Annotated in this window: 16 protein-coding genes; 12 read left to right on the top strand and 4 right to left on the bottom strand. The window is 60.6% G+C overall.

The annotated features are described in order from the left end of the window. The first annotated feature begins 59 nt into the window (after positions 1-59). The 4 genes from ASD02_RS22795 to ASD02_RS22780 are packed head-to-tail and all read left to right on the top strand — an operon-like array spanning position 60 to position 3,618. Positions 60-1,109, top strand: a complete 1,050-nt coding sequence (locus ASD02_RS22795) for an ABC transporter permease (RefSeq protein ID WP_057220072.1) — start codon at positions 60-62, stop codon at positions 1,107-1,109. Positions 1,110-1,118: 9 nt separating this feature from the next. Then, positions 1,119-2,021, top strand: a complete 903-nt coding sequence (locus tag ASD02_RS22790) for an ABC transporter permease (RefSeq protein WP_057207161.1) — start codon at positions 1,119-1,121, stop codon at positions 2,019-2,021. Continuing rightward, positions 2,018-2,869 (top strand): ABC transporter ATP-binding protein, encoded by an 852-nt coding sequence (locus tag ASD02_RS22785; protein WP_057216941.1) that lies wholly within the window; start codon positions 2,018-2,020, stop codon positions 2,867-2,869. Before ASD02_RS22790 ends, ASD02_RS22785 begins: the two co-directional genes overlap by 4 nt. Beyond that, entirely contained in the window at positions 2,866-3,618 is a 753-nt protein-coding gene (locus ASD02_RS22780; RefSeq protein WP_057207163.1) for an ABC transporter ATP-binding protein, read from the top strand. Before ASD02_RS22785 ends, ASD02_RS22780 begins: the two co-directional genes overlap by 4 nt. Before the next feature lie 276 nt (positions 3,619-3,894). Here the strand turns inward: ASD02_RS22780 and ASD02_RS38450 are convergent, their stop codons facing one another. Then, the gene (locus ASD02_RS38450) at positions 3,895-4,269 is read right to left on the bottom strand and encodes a hypothetical protein (RefSeq protein ID WP_156408448.1); all 375 of its coding nucleotides are present in this window, start codon (positions 4,267-4,269) and stop codon (positions 3,895-3,897) included. A 21-nt stretch (positions 4,270-4,290) separates the two neighbouring features. Here ASD02_RS38450 and ASD02_RS22775 point away from each other — a divergent pair, with 21 nt between their 5' ends. Then, positions 4,291-4,488: a hypothetical protein gene (locus ASD02_RS22775; RefSeq protein ID WP_156408447.1), complete on the top strand. Its 198-nt coding sequence runs from the start codon at positions 4,291-4,293 to the stop codon at positions 4,486-4,488. On the opposite strand, the gene ASD02_RS40620 is transcribed toward ASD02_RS22775, so the two are convergent. Together ASD02_RS40620 and ASD02_RS22770 are read right to left on the bottom strand one after the other, a co-directional pair. Continuing rightward, positions 4,468-4,785, bottom strand: a complete 318-nt coding sequence (locus tag ASD02_RS40620; RefSeq protein WP_347376836.1) for a hypothetical protein — start codon at positions 4,783-4,785, stop codon at positions 4,468-4,470. The genes ASD02_RS22775 and ASD02_RS40620 overlap by 21 nt on opposite strands. A gap of 7 nt (positions 4,786-4,792) precedes the next feature. Beyond that, positions 4,793-5,815, bottom strand: coding sequence for a LacI family DNA-binding transcriptional regulator (locus ASD02_RS22770; protein ID WP_057220086.1), 1,023 nt, complete (start codon positions 5,813-5,815; stop codon positions 4,793-4,795). A gap of 275 nt (positions 5,816-6,090) precedes the next feature. Between ASD02_RS22770 and ASD02_RS22765 the strand changes: the two genes are divergently transcribed. The 7 genes from ASD02_RS22765 to ASD02_RS22735 all read left to right on the top strand — a co-directional run bounded on the left by ASD02_RS22765 (position 6,091) and on the right by ASD02_RS22735 (position 13,321). Further along, positions 6,091-7,428: an extracellular solute-binding protein gene (locus tag ASD02_RS22765; RefSeq protein WP_057220071.1), complete on the top strand. Its 1,338-nt coding sequence runs from the start codon at positions 6,091-6,093 to the stop codon at positions 7,426-7,428. A 101-nt stretch (positions 7,429-7,529) separates the two neighbouring features. Next, on the top strand, positions 7,530-8,477 hold the full coding sequence (locus ASD02_RS22760) for a sugar ABC transporter permease (RefSeq protein ID WP_025430287.1): 948 nt from the start codon (positions 7,530-7,532) through the stop codon (positions 8,475-8,477). Then, positions 8,474-9,415 carry a carbohydrate ABC transporter permease gene (locus ASD02_RS22755; protein WP_025430286.1) on the top strand — a complete coding sequence of 314 codons (942 nt, stop codon included), beginning with the start codon at positions 8,474-8,476 and terminating at the stop codon, positions 9,413-9,415. Before ASD02_RS22760 ends, ASD02_RS22755 begins: the two co-directional genes overlap by 4 nt. Further along, positions 9,412-9,600 (top strand): hypothetical protein, encoded by a 189-nt coding sequence (locus ASD02_RS22750; RefSeq protein WP_025430285.1) that lies wholly within the window; start codon positions 9,412-9,414, stop codon positions 9,598-9,600. The genes ASD02_RS22755 and ASD02_RS22750 overlap by 4 nt, the downstream gene beginning before the upstream one ends. A 3-nt stretch (positions 9,601-9,603) precedes the next feature. Beyond that, entirely contained in the window at positions 9,604-10,701 is a 1,098-nt protein-coding gene (locus ASD02_RS22745) for an ABC transporter ATP-binding protein (RefSeq protein ID WP_057216945.1), read from the top strand. After that, positions 10,694-11,689: an ABC transporter ATP-binding protein gene (locus ASD02_RS22740; RefSeq protein WP_057220070.1), complete on the top strand. Its 996-nt coding sequence runs from the start codon at positions 10,694-10,696 to the stop codon at positions 11,687-11,689. The genes ASD02_RS22745 and ASD02_RS22740 overlap by 8 nt, the downstream gene beginning before the upstream one ends. Positions 11,690-11,701: 12 nt before the next feature. After that, positions 11,702-13,321 (top strand): dihydroxyacetone kinase subunit DhaK, encoded by a 1,620-nt coding sequence (locus ASD02_RS22735; RefSeq protein ID WP_057220069.1) that lies wholly within the window; start codon positions 11,702-11,704, stop codon positions 13,319-13,321. Between the two features lie 291 nt (positions 13,322-13,612). Here the strand turns inward: ASD02_RS22735 and ASD02_RS22730 are convergent, their stop codons facing one another. Beyond that, a complete protein-coding gene (locus ASD02_RS22730; RefSeq protein ID WP_025430281.1) occupies positions 13,613-14,503 on the bottom strand; it encodes a LysR family transcriptional regulator in 891 nt (296 codons plus the stop codon). Positions 14,504-14,529 lie beyond the last annotated feature (26 nt).

The raw sequence follows: 14,529 nt of genomic DNA, 5'->3' as shown, positions 1-14,529 counted from the left end.
GGATTCGGTCCCGGTTCGCGGCCGAGCGTCGATCGCAAACAATCAAACCGGAGTGGGTCGTGCCGGCAGTTCTCTTCAACCGGGTTCTCGGCTTCACCGGCCGGATACTCTTCCTGTTCGTGACCGTGGGCATCACCCTGCTCGGCCTCGTGGCGCTCACCTTCTGCATCGGCCGCATGGTGCCGATCGATCCGGTCCTCTCGGTGGTCGGCCAGAAGGCGAGCGAGGAAGTCTACCAGCGCGTCTTCCTCGAAATGGGGCTGGACAAGCCCCTCTGGCAGCAATTCCTTGTCTATGCCAGCAAGCTCGCGCAAGGCGATTTCGGTACGTCGTTCGTCACCAATCGGCCCGTGCTGTCTGACCTTGCCGGCTTCTTCCCGGCAACGCTGGAGCTGGCGACGCTCGGTTTGCTGATCGGCACGCTGGTCGGCGTACCCGTGGGGGTCGCCGCCGCCTACTGGCATGACCGATGGCCGGACTATCTCATACGCTTCGTCGGCCTTATCGGCTATTCCGTGCCGATCTTCTGGCTCGGGCTGGTCGGCCTCTTCGTCTTCTATTCCAGGCTCGACTGGGTGTCGGGACCAGGGCAGATCGACATCTTCTTCCAGGGGATCGTCAAGCCGGTTACGGGCTCGTTGCTGATCGACTCGCTGATTGCCGGCGAATGGGAGGTCTTCGCCAATGCGTGGAGCCATATCGTGCTGCCGGCCGTGCTGCTCGGCTATTACAGCCTCGCTTATATCTCGCGCATGACGCGTTCCATGATGCTCGACCAGTTATCGCGGGAATATGTGCTGACGGCCCGTCTCAAGGGGGCGACGGAGTATCGGACCGTCATGCTCCATGCGCTGCGCAATGCCGCGATCCCGCTCGTGACGGTCATCGCGCTCTCCTATGGCGGCCTTCTCGAGGGTTCGGTGCTCGTCGAGACGGTCTTCGCCTGGCCGGGCATCGGCAACTACATCGCCTCGTCGCTCTTCCGGGCTGATGTCAACGCCGTTCTCGGCGGCACGGTGCTTGTCGGCACCGTCTTCATCCTGCTCAACATGATCTCGGACGTGCTGTACCAGATGCTCGATCCGCGCTCCAACCTTCGTCGCCGGTAGGAGGCCACCATGACCGCAACGAACCTCGCCCTTGCCGACAGCCGGCGCCAACTGCGGCGGGCCCGCGTCGGCGAATTCTGGCAGTTCGCCCGTCGCTTTGCGGGCAATCCGCTCGGCATGCTCGGCCTCGCCATCCTCGGTGTGCTGGTGCTGAGCGCCGTCTTCGCTCCGCTCCTCGCCTCGCACGATCCCTACCTGCCCGATCTCGTGCGGCGTCTCTCGCCGCCAAGCGGCGAGAACTGGCTCGGCACGGACGAGCTGGGGCGCGACATCTTCTCCCGCGTCCTTTTTGGTGCGCGCCTGACCCTTCTGATCGTCGGGCTGGTCGTCGCCACATCGGTCCCCATCGGCCTCGTCATCGGCGCGGTGGCGGGAACGTCCGGCGGCTGGGTCGATGCGGTCTTCATGCGCATAACCGATGTGTTCCTGGCGGTTCCCAAGCTGCTGTTGGCGCTCGCCTTCGTCGCCGCGCTCGGCCCCGGCATCGTCAATGCGGCGCTCGCGATCACGCTCACCGCCTGGCCGCCCTATGCGCGGCTGGCGCGGGCGGAAGCGCTCGTCGTGCGCGACAGTGATTATGTCAATGCCGTGCGGCTTGCCGGAGGGTCCGAATTCCGCATCGTCTTCTGCCACGTCATTCCCATGTGCCTTTCGTCGGTCATCGTACGCATGACTCTGGACATGGCCGGCATCATCCTGACGGCGGCGGGGCTCGGCTTCATCGGTCTTGGCGCGCAGCCGCCGCTACCGGAATGGGGCGCGATGATCTCGACCGGTCGCAAGTTCATCTTCGACCAGTGGTGGGTGGCGACAATGCCCGGCTTTGCGATCTTCGTCGTCAGCCTCGGGTTCAATCTTCTGGGGGACGCCATGCGCGACCTGCTTGATCCACACCTCAGGAGGCGCGCATGAGCGAGACACTTGTGAACGTAGAAAACCTGCGCGTCGGTTTTGTCGGCGAGGGTGGGGGGATCATCGAAGCGGTCAAGGGCGTGTCATTCAGTGTCGGCCGGGAGAAGCTCGGCATCGTCGGCGAAAGCGGTTCCGGTAAGAGCCTTTCCAGTCGGGCGTTGATGGGCGTGCTACCCGGCCATGCGCGGGTGTCGGCCGAGGCCATGTCCTTTGCCGGCATCGATCTCCTGGCGGCCACGCCGCGGCTGCGCCGTCACTTGCGCGGCAGTCGCATGGGAATGATCCTGCAGGACCCGAAATTCTCGCTCAATCCGGTCATGCGCGTCGGCAAGCAGATCGCGGAAGCCATCCGGCTCGGCGATCGTTCGCTGCCCCGCGCGGCGATACGCAGGAAGGTGCTGGAGGTGCTGGAAGCCGTGCACATCCGTGCGCCGGAGCGGGTGTTCGATCTCTACCCGCACGAGCTTTCCGGCGGCATGGGCCAACGCGTGATGATCGCGATGATGGTGGTGCGCGAACCGGAGCTGCTGATCGCCGACGAGCCCACGTCCGCCCTCGATGTGACGGTGCAGGCCCAGGTGCTGGAGATCATGGAGGAGCTTGTCCAACGCCGCGGGATGGGGTTGATCTTCATCAGTCACGACCTCAACCTCGTCTCGCGCTTCTGCGACCGGGTGCTGGTCATGTATGCCGGTCAGGTCGTCGAAACATTGGATGCGCGACGGATGCACGAAGCGAAGCATCCTTATACGCGGGGGCTTATCGCCTGCCTGCCGGCCATCGACGGGCCGCTGACGCCGTTGCCAACCCTGGAGCGGGACGCAAGCTGGAACGAGGTGCGTGCATGATCCGGATCGACAATCTCAGCGTCCATTTCGGCAGCGCGGTGGCCGTCCAAGACCTCAGCCTGTCGGTGGCAGCCGGCGAGAGCTTCGGCCTCGTCGGCGAAAGCGGATCGGGCAAGTCGACCGTGCTGCGCACCCTCATGGGCCTTACGCCCCGCTGGACCGGCGATATCCGCATAGGGGGCATCGACCCGCGCAAGGGGCGACGGCGAGATCTGGTGCACGTGGCGCAGATGGTGTTCCAGGATCCCTACGCCTCACTCCATCCCCGCTACACAATCGGCCGGGCGATCGCCGAGCCGATGTGGATCAACCGCATGTCGGACGTCGACGCCCGCACAGTCGAGCTCCTGGAAATGATCGGCCTGACGGCTGCGCACCGTTTCCGCTTCCCGCACGAGCTGTCCGGCGGCCAGCGGCAGCGCGTGGCGATCGCCCGCGCTCTGTCGCTCTCCCCCCGCTTGCTCCTGCTCGACGAACCGACCTCGGCGCTCGACGTTTCGGTCCAGGCCGAAATCCTCAACCTCCTGAACCGGCTCCGCCGGGAGCTGAACCTGACTTTCGTGATCGTCAGCCACGACCTTGCGGTCATCTCCTACATGTGCGACCGGCTGATGGTGATGCAGAACGCCCGCCCGGTCGAAACGCTGACCCGCGCGCAATTGCGCTCCGGCGATATGCAGCACGACTATACCCGAACCCTGTTCCGGGCGAGCCACCACAGGGCGCAAGGTGCGCTAGCCAACGAATGAGGAGGCGAGCTCCTTGGGCCACGGCTCCTTCCGCGCCTCCCTCAAATCAATCCCAATTCCACAAGTACTGTCGTTGGAAAATTGGCTCTCAATTTCACTAGGTCACCGGCGGCTACGACCATCTCTCCCTCGCTCCAGATATCGTATTCCATCTCTATGCGAATGCCGTCTCGTTCAAGCACCGCCCATGAATGGTCGAGACCGCCACCCATATCGAGAGACCATCCTTGGTCTCTCAGTGCAAAAATTGCCGCGTACCAGGTGTCTTTGGGTATCTCAAACCAGTGAATTCGTTCCGGCACCTTCGTCACCCGTGGCCACCATTGACGTCAACTTCGAATGCCCGGTCAACCCTGAAGCGTTATGCGCGGGCAGACTCTCGCCGCGCAAGTGGGCCTTTGAAGAGATAGAGGATCCTGTCTTGATCCTGACACGGGTGTCAATCTGCTGCGGTGCAAAGCTGGACAATATGACCAGCAGAAGCGCCGCGAAAATCGCGGTCCACACCGACAGTGCCGCTCCAAATCTTTTTCGCGTAGACTCTTTCAAAGTCTGGTCGTCGAAAGGGTCGCAATGCGCATTCTTCTGATTTTTGGCGCCCTCATCGTTGGGACGATTGCCGGCATTTACCTGTTCGGAATGATCTGGCAAACCACTGCTCCGGAAGGCGCAATGGCGATGGTCGTTGGAGGAGGCACGCCGGTTCTCCTCGGAACTTTGGCGTTTCTCGGCACGAAGAAGGCTGACGGCCAGCGACCAAGCCTTCTTAGCGCGCAGACATGGTTCGCTGTCCTGGGCATAGCGGCGGCCGCAGCCGGGCTGTTCCTGCTCTTGATTATAGCTGTTTTCCTAGCGGTTCAGCGCGGCTAGGGACCAAGCCCGGCCCACGGGTTTCAAGCAGAAACTCACCAGGAAGCGTCGTCCAGCCCAGTTCTTGGCGTCGATTGGCGACCTTTGTCGCCGGGCGACTGCTCCCTGCGTCCGGTCCGGGCAAAGATCAGCTGGGCATTTCGACAGGAGCGAAAGCAAGGCCGGCTTAACATTGAGATTTTCGCGGCCGACCTCTATTTCTTGAAGCAATCCTTGTTCGGCGATCGTCTTCAGATAGGCGGATGCTACCTGTCGCGTTGCGATGTTCGACGCCACAAGAGAGTGGCACCCTCGCATCCCTCGATCACAAATTCTCCTTGAGTAAGACCTCAATACGGATCTTTTCCTGCGACGCGATCGGCTCGCGCTCATCGGTGCGAGCGCGCATGATGCGGATGGCGCTGCGCACCGCGTGCCCGGGGTCCTGTGCAATAATGGTATCGATCTGGTCGTTGCGGAGAGCTTCTTCGCTGAAGGGCGTGCGTTCGTGGACAACGATGACGATCTTTTGCGCGTCCATACGCTGCCTGATCGCCGTAACAGGCACGCGGCTTTCCGGGCTCATGACATAAGCGGCCCTGATATCCGGATTATGTTCCATGACTTGCCGTATAATCGCCGCCGCCCGCCGTTCATCCCCATAGGTCTCGAGCGACGGCAGGTTCGTCAGGTGAGGGAACTGCTGATTGATGATGCTGTCAAAGCCGCGGCGGCGCTCGATACTGTCGCGCGCCACCATGGTTTCCGCGACGATCATGATCTTGCCGACTTGCCGGCCGAGGAACCGGCCAATGATCTTGCCCGCTGTTGCACCGGCTGCGAAGTTGTCAACGCCAACAAAGTCTGCAGTTTCCAACTTTTCCTGTCCGGACAAAAACTGGACCAGATGAATGCCGCGCAGCATCAGCCGGCTGAGCGCGTCGCGCACCTGTGGTGACTCAGGCGCCATGACGGCGACGCCATCCACCTCTTCGTGTTCGATCGAGGCCAGATGCCGTGAAAGCTGATGCGGATCGTCCGTTGGAATTTGATCGACGGTTATTTCCGTCAACTCGGATTTGAGCGTTTGACTTGCCTCCCGAACACGTTGCAGCAGCTCCAGAAGATATTGATCGCCTTTGCTTGGGAGAACGAAGCGAAAGCGGTAGAGCTTGTTGCGAGCCAGGACAACAGCCGCCGGATTGCGAAAAAAACCAATTCGTTCAATGGCTTCGTTCACTTTTCGTACGGCTCCAGCACTGACATTCGGCCGGTCGTTCAAAACGCGATCGACTGTCGCCAAACTCAATCCGGCTGCTTCCGCCAGGTCTTTCGCCGTCGGTCGCATCATCTTTTTTCACCATCCTCCTGTTGCCGCCCACCGCCTCTTTTCCAACAGCACAAGCGAAAAAGCAAGAAATTGAGGTGCGCACCTCAAAAAAACCTTGCACTGAGGTGCGCACCTCAGTTATATGATTGACAACAGCAGCGGCCAGAGGAGTGCGCCGACGCTGGAGGGGAGGGTCGCTCCAAGGAGGGCGAATCTTCGAGTCTGTCGCAACTCGTTGAGAGCGCGAGGCACGGACCGATGGAGGTCGGAGTGTCACGCTGGAGGAGATTTCCATGACAGTTTCATATTTGAAGTCGGCGTTTGGCGCCGGTGTTGCAACCGCATTTTTGACGCTGGGCGCAACCGCGCCGGCGCAGGCCGAGGATTTGACGCTGTGCTGGGCTTCCTGGGATCCGGCCAATGCGCTTGTTGCGCTCAGCAAGGACTTCGAGGCCAAGTCCGGCCACAAGATGAGTTTCGAATTCGTGCCGTGGCCGAACTTCGCCGACCGTATGCTCAATGAGCTGAATTCCGGCGGCAAGCTCTGCGACCTGATGATCGGCGATAGCCAGTGGATCGGCGGCGCGGCGGAAAACGGCCAATACGTCAAGCTCAATGACTTCTTTGGCAAGGAAGGCATCAAGATGAGCGATTTCATCCCGGCGACCGTTACAGGTTATGCCGAGTGGCCGAAGGGTTCGCCGAACTACTGGGCGCTGCCTGCCTTCGGTGACGTCGTTGGCTGGAGCTATCGCAAGGATTGGTTCTCTCGCCCTGAACTGCAGGCGGAATTCAAGCAGAAATACGGCCGCGATCTTGCCGTGCCGAAGACGTTCGCAGAACTCAAAGATATCGCCGCGTTTTTCCAGAATCGCGAGATCGACGGCAACAAGGTTTACGGCGCCGCGATCTATACCGAGCGCGGATCCGAGGGCATCACAATGGGCGCGATGGACGTGCTCTACAGCTTCGGCTTCGAATATCAGAATCCGGACAAGCCCTATGAGCTCGAAGGGTATGTCAATTCAGACAAGTCCGTGAAAGGTCTGGAATTCTACAAGGAGCTTTACAATTGCTGCGCTCCTCCCGGATCGTCCGACGCCTACATGTCCGAGAACATCGATGCTTACAAGTCCGGCCAGGTTGCCCTGCAAATGAACTTCGCCTTCACCTGGCCCGGCATCCATGCCGATCCCAAAGTCGGTGGCGACAAGTCTGGTTATTTCGCGAATCCGGCCGGCCCCGACGGCGTGCAGTTCGCGCAGTTGGGCGGCCAGGGCATCTCCGTGGTCGCAGCATCAGACAAGCAAGATGCTGCCCTTGAATATATCAAATGGTTCGCTCAGCCCGATATCCAGGCCAAATGGTGGCAGCTGGGGGGCTATTCCGCATTGCGCGCGGTCGTTGAAGACCCCGGCTTTGCCACGAGCCAGCCTTACGCGCAGACCTTTCTGGATTCCATGGCAATCGTGAAGGACTTCTGGGCGGAACCGTCCTACGCCTCGCTCCTACAGGCCTCGCAAAAACGCTTCCACAACTACGTCGTCGCCGGTCAGGGCACGGCCAAGGAAGCGCTTGACGGCCTGGCTGCCGATTGGACCGAGATCTTCGACGACGAAGGCAAATACTAGACGCTGACCGCGTACCTCCTCGCGGCTTCAGATGTCTGTGCAGGACCGGCGCTCTTTAGCCGGTCCTGCGAACCAATCTGCTTATGAATTAGGGGACTACTATGCTCGATTCATCGATCGAACGGGCGGCACGCGCAACGCCACCAGTCGTTGCCAAACGCATCCAAGGGCTCTCGGATCGGGCCATTGCCTGGCTTTTCGTGGCACCGTCGATCTTCCTGTTGCTCGCCGTCAACATCTTTCCGTTGATATGGACAATCCGGCTGAGTTTTACCAATTTTCGGGTCAATCGGCCGAATGCCGAGGTCAGTTTCGTCGGCCTCAAGAACTACATCAATATCCTGACAGACTCGGACGTCTGGCTGACGATGCAGGCAACGGCCCATTTCCTGATCTGGACGATCGTCCTCCAGGTTCTGATTGGCTTCGCGCTGGCCTATCTGATCAACAAGAAATTTCGCGGCAACGACATGTGGACGACGATCATCGTGCTGCCGATGATGTTGAGCCCGGCGGTTGTCGGCAACTTCTGGACATTTCTCTACCAGCCGCAGATCGGCCTGTTCAATTACGCCGTGGGGTTCTTGACCGGAGCCGACCCGTCCGCCTTTTCGATGATCGGCGACGTGCCGCTGGCACCATGGGCCATCGTAATCGTCGATACCTGGATGTGGACGCCTTTCGTCATGCTGATTTGCCTGGCGGGGCTTCGGTCCATCCCTGGCAGCATCTATGAAGCGGCGGAATGCGACCGGGCCAGCAAATGGCGGCAGTTCTGGACGATCACAATTCCTCTGGTCCTGCCGTTTCTGATGCTGGCGATCCTCTTCCGCGGCATTGAAAACTTCAAGATGTTCGACCTCGTGGTGCAGCTGACCGGCGGCGGTCCCGGGTCGACCACTGAGCTGACGTCCATCAACCTGAAACGCGAAGCCTTCGAAAAATGGCGCACGGGCTATGCCTCCGCCTACGCGGTCATCCTCTTCGTGACGGTCTTCGGTCTCGCATCGATCTACGTCAAAGCCCTGAACAAGGTGAAACAGAGATGAGCAGCTATTCCGTAACAGAACCTTCGGGTCGCCAGAAATTGTTCGCGGGAACGCTTGTGGTCCTTTACGCCCTGATCACGATCCTGCCGCTCCTGTGGATCATCGGAACAAGCTTCAAGTCGCCCTCCGATGCCATCGCCTATCCGCCCAAAACGTTCTTTTCGCCAACCCTCGAAGGATATGTGAACCTCTTCACCACCCGCACGCGGGCAACGGAGGAGGACGTCAAAGCCCTTGGGGAACCGACGACCTGGTACGACCGCATCGTGCGCAAGGATGGCTTTATCATCGCCGGCCCGTCGCGCTTCATGGAACGGTTCTGGAATTCGATCATCATCGGCTTCGGTTCGACCGTGCTGTGCATTGTCTTGGGCACTGCCGCCGCCTACGCCTTCTCCCGCTTCAAGGTACCGCTCAAGGATGACCTGCTGTTCTTCATCCTGTCGACGCGCATGATGCCACCGATTGCCGTGGCGATCCCGATCTTCCTGATGTTCCGCTCGCTTGGCCTCAACGATACCCATCTCGGCATGATCCTGCTCTACACGGCGGTCAACCTGTCGCTGGCGGTCTGGCTGCTCAAGGGCTTTATCGACGAAATCCCGATCGAATACGAGGAAGCGGCGCTGATCGATGGCTACACCCGCTTTCAGGCCTTTTACAAGGTCGTCCTTCCGCAAGCCATGACCGGCATTGCCTCGACAGCGATCTTCTGCCTGATCTTCGCCTGGAACGAATATGCCTTCGCCGTTCTTTTGACCTCCGGCACAGCCCAGACGGCACCACCCTTCATTCCCACGATCATCGGCGTCGGCGGCCAGGACTGGCCGGCCGTGGCTGCGGGTGCAACGTTGTTTCTCGTTCCCGTCATGATTTTCACGATTGTCCTTCGCAAACACCTGTTGCGTGGCATCACATTCGGAGCTGTTCGCAAATGACCGAATTTATCAAGGGGTTGCGCGGGTTCCGGCGCGGCGCATGGGAGATGGTCGCTTCGATCCTCATCGCGCTCGGGGTGTTCATGCTGATGCAGCCGTTCGCACTGTCGATGTTTTCCTACTCGTTCATCGTGACCCTGGTGGGCACTGTCATGTTCATCATCGTCAGCCATTTTCCGGAGTAACCCATGGCACAGATCAGAATTCAGAATGTGCGCAAGGAGTTCGGAGCATTCACTGCCGTCGAGTCCTCCTCGTTCACAGTGGAGGACGGCGAATTCTTCATGCTGCTGGGACCATCGGGTTGCGGCAAGACGACAACGTTGCGAATGATGGCCGGTCTGGAACTGCCGACCAGCGGTGAAATCTTCATCGATGGCGAAGAAGTCGGCATGAAGCCGGCAAGCCAGCGCGACATCGCCTTCGTCTTCCAGATGTTCGCCCTCTATCCGCATATGAATGTACGCAAGAACATTTCCTACCCTCTGCTGAGCCAGGGCATGCCGCGGGCCGAGGTCAAGGCACGCGTGGAAGATGTGGCGCGCATCCTCAAGATCGAGACGATCCTTGACCGCCCGGTCGGCGGATTGTCGGGCGGCGACCGCCAGCGTGTCGCCCTCGGCCGTGCTATCGTGCGCCGCCCAAAGGCGTTTTTCATGGACGAGCCTCTTGGCGCGCTCGATGCGGAGTTCCGCGAGCATATGGCCGAGGAACTGCGTGCACTTCACGACCGGATCGGTGCGACCACTGTCTACGTCACCCACGACCAGCTGGAAGCCATGCAGATGGGCGACAAGATCGTGGTGATGAACCACGGCGTCGTTGAGCAGTTCGGCAAACCGCAGGAAATCTATGACTGGCCGGCAACCAAATTCGTGGCAAAATTCATCGGTTCTCCGGCCATGAACTTCTTCGATTTTGACGGCATGATCGATGCCGGCGGCACTGTCGTCGAGCTTTCGGGGAAGAAGGTCGATGTTCCGTCATCGCGGCAAGGGGCCAAGGGCAAGCTGACAATTGGGGTGAGGCCCGAGCACATCCGCTTTTCCGATTCCTCTGAGTATCGCGGCAGAGTGCTTGCCACGGAATATCTCGGCACCACGCAGATCATTACGCTGGCGACGCCGAACGGCGAGGTCAAGGCGCGTGCGTCCTCGAGGCAGGCTGTCAGATCCGGGGAAGTCATCGGTCTTGAGTTCGATCCCGCCACCCTGACGATATTTGAGGGCGTGAAAGGGCAGGCGCTTCTGTCCGAAGCCAATGAGGGAGTGTTGCGCCATGGCTGACGTCGTTCTTGAAAACGTGACGAAGAAGTTTGGCAATCATACAGCGCTCGACAACGTGTCGCTGACGATACCGAACGGTTCCTTCGTCGTTCTCCTCGGGCCGACGGGTGCCGGAAAAACCACGACGCTGCGCATGGTGTCCGGTCTCGATCGCCCCGATAGCGGCAATATCTATTTCGGCGGCCACTCAGTCGAGGGACATTCACCGGCGCAGCGCAACGTCGCCATGGTGTTTCAGCAGTATTCGCTCTATCCGCATCTGACGGTGCGGCAGAACCTTGAATTCCCGTTGAAATCGCCGCTATTGAAGACGCCACGCGACGCGATTGACCGCAAGGTCAATGCGATCGCCGAGGTTCTGCAGATCTCCCACAAACTCGACAACATGGCGACGGCGCTCTCGGGCGGCGAAATGCAGCGTGTCTCCATTGGCCGCGCGCTCGTTCGCACGCCGCAGATCTATCTCATGGACGAGCCTTTGAGCTCGCTCGACGCCAAGCTCAGGGCCGATTTGCGCGTCGAGCTGAAGAATATCCAGGCCAAGTCCGGCGCCACGCTGCTTTATGTCACCCACGATCAGATCGAGGCAATGACAATGGCAACGCATATCGGCGTGCTTCACGAAGGCCGGCTGGTGCAGTTCGGCGCCCCGCGTGAAGTCTACGAGCATCCGGTGAGCATCTATGCGGCAACAAAGCTCGGCCAGCCCCGCATCAACATTATTCCCGCCGACACTTTTCCCGGCGCACCATCCAGAGCGGCGCACATCGGCTTGCGGCCCGAGCACATTACACAGGGCAGCGGCCAGGAGGCATTGGTCCGGCGGGTCGAGCATCTTGGTGACCAGACCCGTCTTCATCTGTCCTTCAAGAAAAACGACCTCATCACCGTCACCGACGCCCACACCAGGCTGAAAAGTGGCGACACCGTGAAAATTCAGCCGGACAAGCCGCTCTATTTCGACGCGGCCGGCATGCGCTTAGCTTAGAGGAAGGATCACATGGCACAATTCATCAACAAGAGGGAAGACGTCGTCACCGAGGCGATCGACGGCCTGCTGGCGATAAGCGGCGGCTCGCTGGCACGGCTCGACGGCTACCCTCATATTCGAGTGGTTCTGCGCAATGATTGGGACAAGTCCAAGGTGGCGCTGGTCTCCGGCGGCGGGGCAGGGCACGAGCCTGCGCATGCGGGCTTCGTCGGGGCGGGCATGTTGACCGCTGCCGTCTGCGGCGACGTCTTTGCCTCACCCAGTGTCGACGCCGTTCTTGCCGGCATTCTCGCGGTCACCGGTCCAGCCGGCTGCCTGCTGATCGTCAAGAATTATACCGGCGACCGACTGAACTTCGGTCTCGCCGCCGAACGCGCCCGTGCCTTCGGCCTCAATGTCAGCATGGTCATCATCGGCGATGACGTGGCATTACCCGAGTTGCCGCAGGCACGCGGTGTCGCAGGCACTCTCTTCGTTCACAAGATCGCAGGAGCGTTGGCCGAGGCCGGTGTGGATCTGGAAACGGTGACGGCGGCCGCCCGGCGCGTGGCCGCCGGATCGAAGAGCATCGGCATGTCCCTCGATACATGTACGGTTCCTGGATCCCCAAAGGAGGACCGCATTCCGGCCCACATGGCCGAACTTGGGCTTGGCATCCATGGGGAGGCCGGTGTCGAGCAAGTCGACTTCATCGACGCTCGACTGGCCATGGAAGCAGCCGTAAGCAAACTTGCAGCGGCCATGGAGGATAGATCCTATGTGGCGCTCATCAACAATCTCGGCGGCACCTCAACGCTGGAAATGTCGGTACTAGCGCACGAACTGATTACGTCTTCGATTGGAGCGCGGATTTCGCACATCGTCGGTCCCGCGTCGATGATGACCTCTCTCGACATGCATGGTTTTTCGGTGTCCGTCTATCCAGCTGACGAAGCGGAAATAGCGGCGCTGAGCGCACCGGTTTCCATGGCGGCATGGCCCGGCGTGTCAACGGTCAAACCGGTCATCGTCAATATGCTGCCCGACGGCTTGACGCCAATTGCGCCGCTGTCGTCCGAACACAGGGAGACACGCGAGTTCATTGTCAAATGCTGCCGGATCCTGGTTGCAGCCGAGGAAGACCTGAATGCGCTGGATGCCAAGTCGGGCGATGGCGATACCGGCTCGACACTGGCTGGCGCCGCACGCGCCCTGATCAATGCGATCGACCGGCTGCCGCTCTCCGATCATACCCAACTCTACCGGGCGATTGGCCAGGAACTCAGCCAGACGATGGGCGGATCGTCGGGCGTGCTGCTGGCGATCTTCTTCGCCGCAGCCGGCGACGCTGCGTCAAGCGGCCTTCCCATGCGCGATGCGCTGAAGGCAGGACTTGCCCGGATGCAGGAAATCGGCGGTGCGCGTCTCGGCGACCGAACTATGGTCGATGCGCTTTCCCCCGCTCTCGACGCACTCGGCGACGGGGTCCGTTCGGCCGCCCTGGCGGCTCGGGAAGGAGCAAACCTGACGGCGAAGCTCCTCAAGGCCAATGCCGGTCGCGCAGCTTATATCAACGCGCGACAACTTGAGGGCCATGTCGATCCGGGCGCGGAGGCCGTCGCCCGGCTGTTCGAACACCTGGCGGCGTGATGCTCGAGCGCATCTGCATTGCAGGTTGCGCTCGCCCAGATCCATGCCGAGGCGGTACTGCGCCGCCTTGGCAGCGGAGATATCGCCCTTGATGGCAACCAAATCCTTGCCGGCTGAGTGCCGAGCGACGGTGGATCGTGCACCGGAAAGGCCTTGGTGCGCCGCACCGGGCCACTTACCTTTGCTACTCTGTCGCGGGCTTCTTCGTTCACTGCCTCGCCATTGCCGGGCTCTGCATGTGCCTGACGCACTACATTGTGACGTGGGCTCCAGGCATCAAGCGCAGTCCGTTCAGCTGCCGCGATACCGCAGAACGTCCACCAGCAATGCGAGAGCAGGCGATTGCTGCCGACGGCTCGGATAATACAGATGATAGCCGGGGAAGGAGGGGCACCAATCCTCCAAAACGCGCACCAGCCGCCCCTCGGCAACATGAGCGAGTACCTGGTCTTCGGGCATATAGGCGACGCCAAGTCCGTCCAAGGCTGAGGACAATCGCATGCTCAGGCTATTGAACACGAGTTGCCCCTCTCCACGCACTTTCACCTCGCGTCCGTCCTTTTCCAGACCCCAAGGGAATAGCCCGCCATAGGTCGGGAGACGGATGTTGATGCAGGTGTGGGCGGTCAGGTCCTGCGGGGTTTGTGGAAGCGGATGCCGCTCGAAATAGGCTGGCGACGCCACGACCGCCATGCGCATATTGGGGCCGATGCGCACTGCAATCATATCCTTGGCGACCTGCTCGCCCATGCGCACCCCGGCATCATAGCCTTCGGCGACGATATCGGTGAGGCCGTAGTCGACGATGATTTCCACCGCGATGTCCGGATAATCAGGGAGAAATCGTTTGAGCGCGGGCTGAAGGATCGAGATCGCGGGATGTTCACCGGCCGTGAGGCGAACCGTCCCGGCCGGCTTGTCCCGAAGCTCACCCAAAGCGACCAATTCGGCTTCGATCTCTTCGAAGCGCGGCGCAACCGTTCGCAGCAGGCGCTCGCCGGCTTCCGTCGACGAGACGCTGCGCGTCGTGCGGGTCAGCAGCCGCAGACCCAGTCGCTCCTCGAGATTGCGCATGGTCTGGCTGAGTGCCGACGGCGATACGCCAAGTTTTGCAGCAGCCCGCGTGAAGCTTTTCTCCCTGGCGATAACCGCAAAGGCGGCGAGATCGTTGAAGTTTTCCATCTGGATTTGTTAGCTCATCTAAAAGG

It is taken from the genome of Ensifer sp. Root1252 (assembly GCF_001425885.1).
GTDB lineage: Bacteria > Pseudomonadota > Alphaproteobacteria > Rhizobiales > Rhizobiaceae > Ensifer > Ensifer canadensis.
This window is presented reverse-complemented; position numbering and strand designations above follow the sequence as displayed.

Bases quoted from the DNA above. Each gene is read 5' to 3' on its own strand.
- ASD02_RS22745 (WP_057216945.1), top strand. From the start codon at position 9,604: ATGGCACAGATCAGAATTCAGAATGTGCGCAAGGAGTTCGGAGCATTC.
- ASD02_RS22740 (WP_057220070.1), top strand. From the start codon at position 10,694: ATGGCTGACGTCGTTCTTGAAAACGTGACGAAGAAGTTTGGCAATCAT.
- ASD02_RS40620 (WP_347376836.1), bottom strand. From the start codon at position 4,785: ATGCGAGGGTGCCACTCTCTTGTGGCGTCGAACATCGCAACGCGACAG.
- ASD02_RS22735 (WP_057220069.1), top strand. From the start codon at position 11,702: ATGGCACAATTCATCAACAAGAGGGAAGACGTCGTCACCGAGGCGATC.
- ASD02_RS22750 (WP_025430285.1), top strand. From the start codon at position 9,412: ATGACCGAATTTATCAAGGGGTTGCGCGGGTTCCGGCGCGGCGCATGG.
- ASD02_RS22765 (WP_057220071.1), top strand. From the start codon at position 6,091: ATGACAGTTTCATATTTGAAGTCGGCGTTTGGCGCCGGTGTTGCAACC.
- ASD02_RS22730 (WP_025430281.1), bottom strand. From the start codon at position 14,503: ATGGAAAACTTCAACGATCTCGCCGCCTTTGCGGTTATCGCCAGGGAG.
- ASD02_RS22785 (WP_057216941.1), top strand. From the start codon at position 2,018: ATGAGCGAGACACTTGTGAACGTAGAAAACCTGCGCGTCGGTTTTGTC.
- ASD02_RS22780 (WP_057207163.1), top strand. From the start codon at position 2,866: ATGATCCGGATCGACAATCTCAGCGTCCATTTCGGCAGCGCGGTGGCC.
- ASD02_RS22755 (WP_025430286.1), top strand. From the start codon at position 8,474: ATGAGCAGCTATTCCGTAACAGAACCTTCGGGTCGCCAGAAATTGTTC.
- ASD02_RS22760 (WP_025430287.1), top strand. From the start codon at position 7,530: ATGCTCGATTCATCGATCGAACGGGCGGCACGCGCAACGCCACCAGTC.
- ASD02_RS22775 (WP_156408447.1), top strand. From the start codon at position 4,291: ATGGCGATGGTCGTTGGAGGAGGCACGCCGGTTCTCCTCGGAACTTTG.
- ASD02_RS22770 (WP_057220086.1), bottom strand. From the start codon at position 5,815: ATGCGACCGACGGCGAAAGACCTGGCGGAAGCAGCCGGATTGAGTTTG.
- ASD02_RS22790 (WP_057207161.1), top strand. From the start codon at position 1,119: ATGACCGCAACGAACCTCGCCCTTGCCGACAGCCGGCGCCAACTGCGG.